The sequence below is a fragment of the Kitasatospora sp. UYEF31 genome (assembly GCF_057291755.1).
The window spans coordinates 18,240-29,756 of record NZ_JBXAWK010000018.1; the positions used below are offsets into that span (position 1 = coordinate 18,240).

Genomic DNA, 11,517 nt, shown 5'->3' on the forward strand with positions numbered 1-11,517 from the left:
CATTGTTCTACTTACGAACACCGTTCGCGTCAAGTACGCTGTTCGTAAATTTCCAGGAGGCACGTTGTGACCAGGGATTCCACCGCCGATGTCGGACCCGGCCAGAAGCCGGGAGCCCCGACTCCCCCCTGGCGCACCCCGCGCAAAACGGCCAAAGCCCCCCGCAAGCCGCCGCTGTCCCAGGACACGATCGTCGACGCGGCGCTGGAGATCCTCGACGCCGAGGGCCTGGACGCGATGAGCATGCGGGCAGTCGCCCAGCGGCTCGGGACCGGCCCGGCGTCGCTGTACGCGCACGTCGCCGGCAAGGACGAGCTGATCGACCTGATCCTCGACCGGGTGACCGGTGAGTTCGTGCTGGCACCGATCGAGCCCGCCCGGTGGCGGGAGCAACTCAAGGAAGCCCTGCGGGCGATCCGCAACGTCTACGCGGCGCACAACGACCTGGCCCGTACCGCCATCGGCCGGATCCCCACCAATCCGAACTCCCTGGCCGCCACCGAATGGCTGCTCGGGGTGCTGCGGGCCGGCGGGATCCCGGACCAGGTCTCCGCGTTCGCGGTGGACATGCTCGCGCTCTACGCCACCTCGGTCGCCCACGAGCAGGGGCTGCACGACATGCAGGAGCGCGCCGAACCAGGCTCGATGGGAAGGTACTTCCAGGAGATCGGCGAGCTGATGCAGAACCTGCCCGTCGACCGGTTCCCCGTACTGACGTCCATGGTGCCCGAGCTCACCGCCGGGGACGGCGACGAGCGTTTCGAGTTCGGCCTGGAGGTCTTGCTCCACGGGATCGAGGCGTACGCCACGCAGGCCAAGAAGAGCGCACAGGCTAAGAAGAGCGCACAGACTAAGAAGAGCGCACAGGCCAAGCAGAGCGCACAGTTGAAAGCGACCGAGCAGGCCAAGAAGTCCACGCAGGCCAGTCAGCGCGACGCGAAGGCGGTAGAGAAGTGACGACTCATCAGCAGCCCGTCCCGGGACGGAACAACGCCATCACCGACATCGCCGGGCTACGCGTCGGACAGGCCGCTTACACCGGCGCCGGAGCGCTGACCGGCGCCACCGTCCTGCTCGGCCCGGCAGGTGGCTTCACCGCGGCGGTGGACGTGCGCGGCGGCGGACCCGGCACACGGGAGACCGACGCACTGGACCCGCGCAACCTGGTCCCCCGGGTTGAGGCGATCATCCTGGCCGGCGGCAGCGCGTACGGCCTGCGGGCCGCCGACGGAGTGATGGACTGGCTGGAGTCCCAGGGGCGCGGCTTCCCGGTAGGCCCGGACGCCGTGGTCCCCGTGGTTCCCGCCGCGGTGCTCTTCGACCTGGGCCGGGGCGGCGACTTCCGCCGCCGCCCGGATGCCGACCTGGGCCTGACGGCTGTTCAGAATGCGTATGGATCCGGGGATTTCGCCCCGGTCGAGCAGGGTAACGTCGGCGCGGGCACCGGCGCGAAGATCGGCGACCTCAAGGGTGGCGTCGGCACCGCGAGCGTGGTCCTGCCCGGGGGCTACACCGTCGCGGCGCTGGTGGTCGCGAACGCGGCCGGCTCCGCGGTGGATCCGCTGACCGGACTGCCGTACGGCGTACACCTGGGCCTGGCTGGGGAGTTCCCCCTGGCCCCGCCGTCGCACGCGGAGCACGCGGCAGCGCTGGCCTCGTTCGCGGACCCGGCCGTCCCCCCGCTGAACACGACCATCGGCATCGTCGCCACCGACGCGGCCCTCGACCGGCCCCAGACCCAGAAGCTCGCCGGAGTCGCCCACGACGGGCTCGCGCGCGCCTGCCGCCCGGTGCACACCCTGTACGACGGCGACACGATCTTCGGCGTCTCCACCGGCGCCGTTCCGCTCCCCGCGGTCGATCCGGCCGATCCGTACGGAGTCCAGGAACAGACCATGGCGGTCACGCTGTTGCACGCCGCCGCGGCGGACGTCTTCAGCCGGGCGATGGTGCACGCGGTGCTCGCGGCAACCGGGGTGCCGGGCCTCGCACCGTCGTACCGCGAGCTGTACCCGCAGGCCACAGCCGCTTTCAAGGGCTGAGAAAGACCCGTACGCCCCGGCCTGATGAGCCGCCGGCGGCGGAGCACCCTACTCCCGGCCGTACGGTCACGTCTTCAGTTCGAACACTTTCCGGAATCGCCATCTGACCTACAGTCACGCTGTTTTGCGGAAGGGAGGGATGCACCCGCCTTGCCGCCGGGGGACACCCCGACACCGCAACCCCGAACCCCCCGGCGCGGCGACGGCAATGAACCACTTCACTTATGGAGCTGTACCCCCTGTCCTGGCGTATCTGATGTCGTGCACAGGGTCAGGGCTCGGCCTGATGTGCATGGCCAGGGCGACGGTGACCGGCAAAGCGGCGCGAATACGCTGGCTGACCCTGGGCGCCCTGTCACTCGGCGGGACCGGGATCTGGGCGATGCACTTCATCGCGATGTTCGGCTTCTCGATCACCGGCCAGAAGATCCGGTACGACGTGCCGCTCACGTTCATCAGCCTGCTCATCGGCGTGACGGCGGTCGCGGTCGGGCTGACCCTGGTGGTCCACAAGGGGCCGCGTCCCGCCCCGCTCCTGTTCGGCGGCACCTTCACCGGGCTCGGCGTCGCCGGTATGCACTACCTGGGCACAACAGCGATTCAGACCGGGACACCGGTCAGCTACAACCCGCTACTCGTCGCGCTTTCGGCCGTCATCGCGGTCCTCGCCGCGACCGCCGCACTGTGGTTGTGCACGAGGAACTTCAGTGGCCGGCTGACGATGACCGGCGCGGCGGCCGTGATGGGTGTGGCGGTGACCGGAATGCACTACACCGGCATGTCCTCGATGAGGATGTCCAGCCACGGCACGCACGGACTCCAACTCGCTGCGAACAGTGTCCAGCCCGTCCAACTGCTCGCCCCGATGACCGTCGGCATCAGCCTGATCACGCTGATCACCCTGTTCGTCATCGCCCTGTGGCCGAGTGTCGAAGAGATCGCCGACGACCGGGACTTCGACGAACGGCTCGCCCGGATTTCAGCGCGGCAGTCCGTCCGCTGACGGTTGCGGTTACGGTCGGTGCCCGCCGGACAGTACCCACCGGACAGCGCCCACCCAGGGCCCACCGGACAGCGCCCACCCGGGGCCCGGCGGGCACCAGGTCGGTCGTAGGGACTTCTCGTTGGTCTGCGATGCCCCAGCAGACCACAAGTGAAGTTACCGACAAGTAAGATAAATTTTCCAACCCGCGCCCCTGGTGGCCGTGTACTTCGGCAGGCTTCCTGCTCAAATCAAGAGGCTTGCCACGAGCCTTACCTGACTCACGAGTAACATTGCCATCCGGTGGCGTACGGAGACTCGTTCACCCCCATCGCCGCAGTCGCACACCCCCACCACACCCCGGTCCGGGAGAAGTCGGCGCCTGCGCGCATCCCCCGAACATCAACCGGATCGGAACGTGCATGGGGCACATAGATCACTTCTCGTCCGGAGCGGTAACCCCGCTCCTGGCCTATGCCATGTCCTGTGTCGGCTCGGCCCTCGGCCTCCTGTGCACGTCGCGCGCGCGGGCCACGCACGGCTGGGTGCGGGGCCGCTGGCTGATCCTGGCCGCCCTGGCCATCGGCGGCGCCGGGATCTGGACGATGCACTTCATCGCCATGCTGGGATTCTCGGTGTCCGGCACCGAGATCCGCTACGACCTCCCGCGCACCTTCCTCAGCCTGTTCGTAGCCGTTGTGGTCGTCGGCATCGGCGTGACCATCGTCGGGTTCGCCGGGCAGCGGATCGCGCCGCTCCTCCTCGGCGGAGTGGTCACCGGAGTCGGCGTGGCCTCCATGCACTACCTCGGCATGTCCGCGATGGAGATGAACGGCGACGTCGACTACTCCTCGGGCCTGGTCGCCACCTCCGTGCTGATCGCCGTCGTGGCGGCCACGGTGGCGCTGTGGTTCACCGCCAACGTCCGCCGCCCGATCATGATCACCGGGGCCGCCCTGCTCATGGGTGTCGCCGTCACCGGCATGCACTACACCGCCATGGCCTCGATGAGCGTGGACATGACGGGCGCGCACGCGAAGCCCGACGGCGCGCCGATGACGGACCTCCTGGCCCCGCTGGTCATCGGCATCAGCCTGTTCACGGTCATCATCATGTTCATCATCGGCCTGTCCCCCACACCTGAGGAACTGCGTGAGGAGGCCGACGTGACCTACCGCCTCCAGCGGCTGACCGGAGACAGCCCCGTCGTCACCGCGGACTCCGACCTCTTCGGCAACACCCGGCGCTGACGGCGTCGGCCCGCGCGCAGTGCCGCTTGCGCGCGGGCCGACCGTACAACGTAATCCTCCTGCGAAAGCCCTGCGGGATCAGTCCTCTTCGAGGAGCCGGCCCAGGCGCTCCGTGGTCTCGATCCACTGCTCGACCAGGGACAGCACGACCTCCTGCGTCGACCGCACCTTGTCGATCTGCCCGACGACCTGGCCGACCGGCCAGCCGTTGAGATCACGGTTCTGAGTACGGGTGAACCGGCGCGCGGCCTTGTTGTAGATCAGGCCCTGCAGCGGCATCGGCAGCGGGTCCGGGTTCGCCGGGTCCTCCCACGCCTGCGTCCAGGCGCTCTTGAGCTGCCGGGCCGGCTTACCGGTCATCGAGCGCGAGCGCGTGGTGTCGGTGGACTTGGCCGCCAACAGGTTCTGCACCGCCGCCTCGTGCGTGTCCGCCTCCGCGACGGTCAGCCACAGGCTGCCGGTCCACACGCCCTGCGCGCCCAGCGCGAGCGCCGCCGCCATCTGCCGTCCGTCGCCGATGCCACCGGCCGCGAGGACCGGGATGTCCGGGCCGACGGTGTCCACGACCTGCGGGATCAGCACCATCGTGGAGATCTCACCGCAGTGGCCGCCGGCCTCGGTGCCCTGCGCGACGACCACGTCGACCCCGGCCTCAACCTGCTTCTGCGCATGCCGCGGACTGCCGCACAGTGCCCCGACGAGGACGCCCGCGTCGTGGCAGGCGTCGATGATGTCGGCGGGCGGCGGACCGAGCGCGTTGACGAACATCTTGACCAGCGGGTGCTTGAGCGACACCGCGATCTGCTCGCGCGACTCCAGGTCGACGTTGAGCCCCGCCGCCTTAGCGGCCCTGTTCTTCAACTCCGCGGGCAGCTCGGGAATCCCGTACTCGGCGAGCAGCCGGTCCACGAACTCCCAGTGGGCCGCCGGGATCAGCTTCTCCAGGTTCGCCGGGAGGGCCTCGTCGCCACCGCCCTTGCCGATGTACTTCATCGGGATGGCCAGGTCGACGCCGTACGGCTTGCCGTCGACGTGTTCGTCGATCCAGGCGAGCTCGACTTCGAGCTGGTCCGGGCTGAAGGCCAGCGCGCCGAGCACGCCGAAACCGCCGGACTTGCTGACGGCCGCGACCACGTCGCGGCAGTGCGAGAAGGCGAAGACCGGGAATTCGATCCCGAGCTTTTCGCAGATGGGTGGCTTCACAGCGGCATCGACCTCCACGGCGGTACGCATGGCTTGGCTGAGCGGGGACCCGGCTCAGAAGAACTCAGCTCAGAAACGTCTCAGCCCGGAAACGACTCGGCCCGGAAACGACTCAGCCCGGAACGGCACCGCGAGTTTAGACAGGAAGCTTGACCAAATCAAGGTCAGGAAGCCTTACTCTCCCGCGCTCCCACTCAGACGAACCGCAGCGCCAACTCCACAACCAACAGGCCCATACGAGTGGTTCACGCAGGTTCCACGGGCGGGTGAATGTTGCGTCAGGTGAGACTCGCCACCCGAAGGACACAACAGATCCCGTACGGAACACAGGAGCTCGTTCGCCATGACCGTGCCAAACGGACCATTCAGCACCACCGGCCTGTCCCCCACCGACCTGATCGCGATCGCCCAGTCGACAAGACTCCCCGACGGGTTCGACACAGAGATCATCGACGGGGAGATCGTCATCACTGGCCCACACAGCTTTGCGCACACCAGAATCCTCAACGGCATCCACCGGCAGATCGAAGAGCGTTACGGCTGGGACGTCTGGTCCGAGGGCCGCAACAGCTACGCCCTGCACGCCGATTGCACGTGGCACACCCCGGACACCTTCTACCTGCCCACTGTCGCCTCGGAGACCGCGCCGGACAAGGTGCCGCTCCCGCTGATCAGCCTGTCCATCGAGGTCGTCTCCACCGGTGCCGCCGCCGCCGCCGCCGCCGCCCGTGACTACACGGCCAAACCAGCGATCCTCGCCCGCGAGGGTGTCCCGGTCTACCTGCTCATCGACTACGCGAAGAAGACCGGCGAGGTCCGCTGGAACCCCGACAAGGGCAAGGCGTGGTACGAAAGCACGCGCCCGTTCAGCTTCGGCGAGACGGTCAGGCTCCCCGAGCCGATCATGCTCGACCTGGACACCTCGAAGTGGCACTGACCTAAAAGACGTTGAGCTGAAAGAATCCGCCCCGGCCCGCATCGGACCAGGACGGATTCAACGGTGCGTCAGCTGGTCGGCTGCTCCGACCCCACCGCCCACATCGCGAAGTACTGCGCAGCGGCCCCGTACGCCTGGGCCAGCGCCACCCGCGCGCCGTCCACCTGGTGCTCACCGGCGGTGCCGCGCACCTGGAGCGCCGCTTCGAGGAAGCGCAGCATCCCGGACGCCCCGATGGGGTTGGACGACAGCACACCTCCCGACGGGTTCACCGGGAACGACCCGTCGAACGCGGTCTCCCCGCGGTCGACCATCTTCCAGCCCTCGCCGACCGGTGCGATGTCGTGGCCTTCCAGCCACATCGGCTCGTACCAGGAGAACGGCACGTACAGTTCGGCGACGTCGATGTCCCGGCGCGGGTCGGTGATCCCGGCCTGCTTGTAGACGTCCCACGCGCAGTCGATGCCCGCCTGCGGGCGGATCGGGTCGCGGCCCGCGAAGGACGACGGCTCCGAGCGCATCGACGTGCCGAGCACCCACGCGGGGCGGCGGCCGTCGGCCTCGGCGGCGAGGCCACCGGCCCGGTCCGTCAGGATGATCGCGCCGGCGCCGTCCGAGGACGGGCAGGACTCCAGGAAGTGGATGGGGTCCCACATCATCGGCGAGTCGCGGACCTTCTCGATCGAGATGTCCTTGAGCTGAAGATGGGCGTACGGGTTGCGCAGCGCGTTGATCCTGTCCTTGACTGCGACCTGCCAGCCGATGTGCTCGGGGGCACCGGACTTCGCGATGTACGCCCGGATCCACGGCGCGAACGCCCCGCCCGCGCCGATCGACCCGGACTTGCCGCCGCCGAGGCCGAACTGCGCGTTGCCCTCGGACTGCTTCTCCCACGCGACGGCCAGAACGCGCTTGTGGACGCGCGAACTGATGAGGTGGGAGGCGACGATGGCCGTCGAGCCGCCCACCGACCCTGCGGTGTGGACGCGGAAGACGGGCTTCCCCGCACCACCCAGCGCGTCCGCCAGGTAGAGCTCGGGCTTCATCACGCCTTCGAAGATGTCCGGCGCCTTGCCGATGACCACAGCGTCGATATCCGACCAGGTCATCTGTGCGTCGTCCAGGGCGCGTTGCGCGGCTTCGCGGACCAGCCCGGCGATCGACAGGTCGTCGCGCTTGCGCTTGTGCTTGGTCTGGCCGATGCCGACGATGGCTACTGGCTCATGACTCATGCGCCACCCCCCTCGATCTTGGTGCATTCACGTACACAATTGTGGTTGGACACGTATTCGTCAGGGCCGCAGCGCCTGTGGGTGACCTCGCCTCGCTCGCTCACGAGTTGCCGCCTTCCAGAATGCACACCAGGTTCTGCTGTAGAGCCGGTCCCGAAGTGGCGTGTCCCAACGCCTTGTTGCGTCCTTCGACGGTGATCTGCCTCGCCGCTTCGGCCAGCCGGATCAGGCCGGTGGCCATCAGTGGGTTGCCGGTCAGCGGCCCGCCGGACGGGTTGACGACCACGTCATCACCGAGGCCGAGCGCCTGCCGCAGGATCACTTCCTGCGAGGTGAACGGAGCCATCAGTTCAACAACCTCGACACCTTCGATCCCGCCGGCCCGCTCCGCCGCGAGGCGGGTGGACTTCGAGTCGGTCAGGTCGCGCAGCGCCGGGTTGTGCACCTCGCTGCGGTGGTCGATGCCGGTGATCCACGCCGGGCGGTCGACCAGTTCGACTGCGCGGCGCTTGGTGGCCATGACTACCGCGCAGACACCGTCGCTGATCGGCGGGAGGTCGCTGACCCGCAGTGGAGAACGGAAGTAGCCCGCGCTGAGCAGCTTGTCGACGTCCGTCTCGCCGTTACGGATCTGCGCGTACGGGTTCTGTGCCGCGTCCCGGCGCGACCGGGCGGCGATCTCGGCAAGACCGCGTTCGGTCGTACGGCCGGCGTCAAGGAGCTGCCGGGCCTGGAGGGCCGCGAGCGACACCGGGTCGAGGCCCAGCGGAGCGAGGTAGTACGGGTCGAGCTCCAGCGGGTAGATCTCGGTCGGGTCGCTGATGGACGACTTGCCCGAGCCGAGCGCGACGGCGATTTCGACGTCGCCGTGCTTCATCCGGACCCACGCCTCGTACAGCGCCCAGGCCCCGTCCATTTCGACGTGCGACTCGTGGATGGGCGGCCAGGCCCCCATCGCGTCGAGGTTCGGGATGAACGAGAAGGTGCCGCCGGATATGTAGTCACAGCTGCCCTGGCAGCTGAAGCCCACGTCCGAGCGCTTGAGGCCGACCTGGCCCAGCGCGTCGTCCACAACGGTGAGCAGCATCTCGGTCTCGGTCAGTTCCTGCCGCCGGACCAGCGGCAGTTGGGCGCTCGCGATGATCGCGATGTCGGAATCCTGGCGCATGGAAGTCTCCTGAGTTGCCATCAGAACACCCGGTTCATGTACTGCTCGGCGGGCAGGTCGGGCTCACCTGTGGGTCGCCAGCCGGTGATGAAGCCGCTCACCGTGCCCCAGCCCTTGTTGCTGATCTCCGCGCCGTCGCGCTCGTCGACCGGCGCCCACTCGGCGACGACCGGGAGGCCGACGCGCAGTTCGGACACGGGGATGCCGAGGACGACCTGCTGCGAGATGACCACCGAACCGTCGGTGAGCACCACGGACGCGCGGCCGAACGGCTCGGTCTCCTGCTGCCCGGGGTACGGCGTCGGGGTGACGATGGTGAAGTTGGTGACCACGCCGCTGTCCGGCAGTTCGACTTCGTGGCTCTCGTCGAGCAGCAGCGCGTCGACCGAGCAGTAACCGCGCCCGAGGAACACCCGCTCGCACACGGGGCACTTCTGCCCGACGAGCTTTCCGGCCCGCAGGTTGGCGACGTACCGTTCCAGCTTCGGCGAGAGGTAGTCGGTGTACGTGACTTTCGACAGGAAGTCGATGGTCTGGATGTCCTGCGGCTCCGTCGCGCGGACTCCCGAAGGCGTCTCGCCGGGGATGAAGCACTCGATGTCGGTGATGCCGCCGACGGGTTCGGCCACCCAGCGGGGCGCGACCCGCATCCCGGTGGACAGGGTGTCCTCCGGTGCGTCGATCACGTGGATCAGCGGGGTGGTCGCGCCGTCGAGTTTGATGAGCGCGTACGCGAACGGCCGGTCGAGCAGGTGGTGTTCGCCGGGCGTCGCTACCCACGTGTAGGACTCGACGGTCCCGGCGGGGCCCACCTCGACGTAGTCGGGGGCGAGCTGGTCGCCGGTCTCGGGGTCGTATTCGAGCGGCGGCACGATGACCCGCCCGCCGGCCCGGATGCCTACGATCTTCTGAGCGGTGAGCTCGGAGAAGAAGTGGCTGATGACCGGCCCGAGGGACCTCTTGTACGGGAATGTGATGGTGCTGACGGACTTCGTCGTCACGGTCTTCCTCTCGGCGCGCTGCACTCTGTCCATGGCGGGCCGGGGCCACGCCCTGCACGGCGGTGGGTGAGCGTGCCAAACTTAGGAAGGTTCCTTGACTAGGTCAATGGCATCCCGCAGACGATGATGGTGACGCAGGCCACGCGATCTACCGCGTCGATCATGTACAAAAGCCCCCCATAGAGATCGTTAAGGGGATTTTTGTACATGACCGATACGGTGGGATCAGCCCAGCCGGATCACCTCGAAGGCCGTCGCGTAGCGCGTGCCGAGGCGGGTCCCGGCCAGCCGGGCGCCCGCCTCCAGGAATTCGGCGGCGCCCGCCATGCCGTGGTCGGGACCGAGCCCGGCCAGGTAGGCGGCGTGCGCCTCCAGGGAGGCGACACCCCGGTCGAAACCGTCCGTCGTGTCGACGGCGTGCTTCGCGTCGGGGGAACCGCCGGCCCACACCTCGCGGACACCACCCCAGGGCTCGAAGCCCTCCTCCACCAGCTCCGGGAACACCCAGCGGTTCCCCGCGTCGCGGACGCCGTCCACCACGGACCGGCCCACGGCGATGTGGTCGGCCTGGTTGAGCACCACACCGCCGTACGTCTCCCGGAAGTTGCCGGTGATGACAATCTCCGGACGGTACTTCCGCACCAGCTTCGCGATGTCCCGGCGCAGCCGCAGACCGTACTCGACGACCCCGTCGGCGTAGCCCAGGAAGTCGACGGTGTCCACGCCGACGATTTCGGCGGACGCGATCTGTTCAGCCTCGCGCAGCGGGCGGGCCTTCTTCGGGTGCATGCCGTCGATACCGGCCTCACCGCTGGTCACCATGCAGTACGTGATGCTCTTGCCCTGGTCGGTCCAGCGGGCCACCGCTGCTGCGGCGCCGTACTCCATGTCGTCGGGGTGGGCGACGATCGCCAGCCCCACGGTCCAGTCCTCGTTGAGCGGCTCGAACGGTTCAGGTGCGACGGTCACGGTGACGACTCCTGTCGTTGCGCGGATCCTGTCATCCTCGCAGCGGCTCCACCGCGAGTCGAGGGTGCCGCGCCCCGCCCCGCCCGGGCCGGGCCTGGCGGACCGTCAGCCTTCAAGAATCCCGAGTTTGCGCGCGGCGGTCACCGCGGCCGTCCGGTCGTCCACGCCGAGCTTGTTGAAGACCCGCAGGAGGTGCGTTTTGACGGTGGCTTCGGAGATGTAGAGCTCGCGGCCGATGTCGGCGTTGGTCAGGCCGCGGGCCACCAGGGAGAGCACCTGGGTCTCGCGCGGGCTGGGTCTGTCCCGTACGGGCGTCTGGAGGCGGGTGACGAGTTTTGCCGCGACAGGTCCCGCGAGCACTGTCTCACCCCGGGCCGCCGAGCGGATGGCGGAGGCGAGTTCGGCGCGCGGAGTGTCCTTGAGCAGGTAGCCGGTCGCCCCGGCTTCGACGGCCCGGACGATGTCGGAGTCCGTGTCGTACGTGGTGAGGATCAGCACCCGGACCCCCGGCAGCTCGCGGGTGATGCGGTGGGTGGCCGCGACCCCGTCGGTGCCGGGCATGCGCAGGTCCATCAGGACGACGTCGGGGCGCAGTTCGGCGGCCAGCTCGACCGCTTCGGCGCCGTCGGCGGCCGTGCCCACGACCTCCAGGTCCGCTTCGGCGGCGAGCATGCCGGCCAGGCCTTCGCGGACGACAGGATGGTCGTCGGCCAGCACCAGGCGGATCACTGTG

The 11,517-nt window shown here is 68.6% G+C and carries 11 protein-coding genes; 5 read left to right on the forward strand and 6 right to left on the reverse strand.

The window, feature by feature from the left end; genetic code table 11:
- The first annotated feature begins 66 nt into the window (after positions 1–66).
- From AC0Z36_RS11555 to AC0Z36_RS11570, 4 genes are all read left to right on the forward strand, one after another.
- On the forward strand, positions 67–957 hold the full coding sequence (locus AC0Z36_RS11555; RefSeq protein WP_485462702.1) for a TetR/AcrR family transcriptional regulator: 891 nt from the start codon (positions 67–69) through the stop codon (positions 955–957).
- Positions 954–2,042, forward strand: a complete 1,089-nt coding sequence (locus AC0Z36_RS11560) for a P1 family peptidase (protein ID WP_485462703.1) — start codon at positions 954–956, stop codon at positions 2,040–2,042. Before AC0Z36_RS11555 ends, AC0Z36_RS11560 begins: the two co-directional genes overlap by 4 nt.
- Positions 2,043–2,334: 292 nt before the next feature.
- Positions 2,335–3,045, forward strand: coding sequence for an MHYT domain-containing protein (locus AC0Z36_RS11565; RefSeq protein WP_485462704.1), 711 nt, complete (start codon positions 2,335–2,337; stop codon positions 3,043–3,045).
- A 401-nt stretch (positions 3,046–3,446) separates the two neighbouring features.
- Positions 3,447–4,274, forward strand: a complete 828-nt coding sequence (locus tag AC0Z36_RS11570; protein WP_485462705.1) for an MHYT domain-containing protein — start codon at positions 3,447–3,449, stop codon at positions 4,272–4,274.
- A 78-nt stretch (positions 4,275–4,352) separates the two neighbouring features.
- On the opposite strand, the gene AC0Z36_RS11575 is transcribed toward AC0Z36_RS11570, so the two are convergent.
- Complete coding sequence (locus AC0Z36_RS11575; protein WP_485462706.1) at positions 4,353–5,477, reverse strand: NAD(P)H-dependent flavin oxidoreductase; 1,125 nt, start codon at positions 5,475–5,477, stop codon at positions 4,353–4,355.
- Positions 5,478–5,820: 343 nt separating this feature from the next.
- Here AC0Z36_RS11575 and AC0Z36_RS11580 point away from each other — a divergent pair, with 343 nt between their 5' ends.
- Positions 5,821–6,414, forward strand: a complete 594-nt coding sequence (locus AC0Z36_RS11580) for a Uma2 family endonuclease (protein ID WP_485462707.1) — start codon at positions 5,821–5,823, stop codon at positions 6,412–6,414.
- A 68-nt stretch (positions 6,415–6,482) separates the two neighbouring features.
- Here the strand turns inward: AC0Z36_RS11580 and AC0Z36_RS11585 are convergent, their stop codons facing one another.
- From AC0Z36_RS11585 to AC0Z36_RS11605, 5 genes are all read right to left on the reverse strand, one after another.
- The gene (locus AC0Z36_RS11585; protein WP_485462708.1) at positions 6,483–7,646 is read right to left on the reverse strand and encodes a thiolase domain-containing protein; all 1,164 of its coding nucleotides are present in this window, start codon (positions 7,644–7,646) and stop codon (positions 6,483–6,485) included.
- 100 nt (positions 7,647–7,746) lie between these two features.
- The gene (locus AC0Z36_RS11590; protein ID WP_485462709.1) at positions 7,747–8,814 is read right to left on the reverse strand and encodes a lipid-transfer protein; all 1,068 of its coding nucleotides are present in this window, start codon (positions 8,812–8,814) and stop codon (positions 7,747–7,749) included.
- Between the two features lie 20 nt (positions 8,815–8,834).
- Entirely contained in the window at positions 8,835–9,815 is a 981-nt protein-coding gene (locus AC0Z36_RS11595; RefSeq protein WP_485462710.1) for a Zn-ribbon domain-containing OB-fold protein, read from the reverse strand.
- A gap of 225 nt (positions 9,816–10,040) precedes the next feature.
- Positions 10,041–10,784, reverse strand: a complete 744-nt coding sequence (locus tag AC0Z36_RS11600; protein WP_485462711.1) for a PIG-L deacetylase family protein — start codon at positions 10,782–10,784, stop codon at positions 10,041–10,043.
- A 105-nt stretch (positions 10,785–10,889) separates the two neighbouring features.
- Positions 10,890–11,513: a response regulator transcription factor gene (locus tag AC0Z36_RS11605; RefSeq protein WP_485462777.1), complete on the reverse strand. Its 624-nt coding sequence runs from the start codon at positions 11,511–11,513 to the stop codon at positions 10,890–10,892.
- Positions 11,514–11,517: the final 4 nt, after the last annotated feature.

What these genes read in the sequence shown, in the direction of transcription:
- AC0Z36_RS11580 (WP_485462707.1), top strand. Translation starts at nt 5,821, where the DNA reads ATGACCGTGCCAAACGGACCATTCAGCACCACCGGCCTGTCCCCCACC.
- AC0Z36_RS11570 (WP_485462705.1), top strand. Translation starts at nt 3,447, where the DNA reads ATGGGGCACATAGATCACTTCTCGTCCGGAGCGGTAACCCCGCTCCTG.
- AC0Z36_RS11565 (WP_485462704.1), top strand. Translation starts at nt 2,335, where the DNA reads ATGGCCAGGGCGACGGTGACCGGCAAAGCGGCGCGAATACGCTGGCTG.
- AC0Z36_RS11590 (WP_485462709.1), bottom strand. Translation starts at nt 8,814, where the DNA reads ATGCGCCAGGATTCCGACATCGCGATCATCGCGAGCGCCCAACTGCCG.
- AC0Z36_RS11585 (WP_485462708.1), bottom strand. Translation starts at nt 7,646, where the DNA reads ATGAGTCATGAGCCAGTAGCCATCGTCGGCATCGGCCAGACCAAGCAC.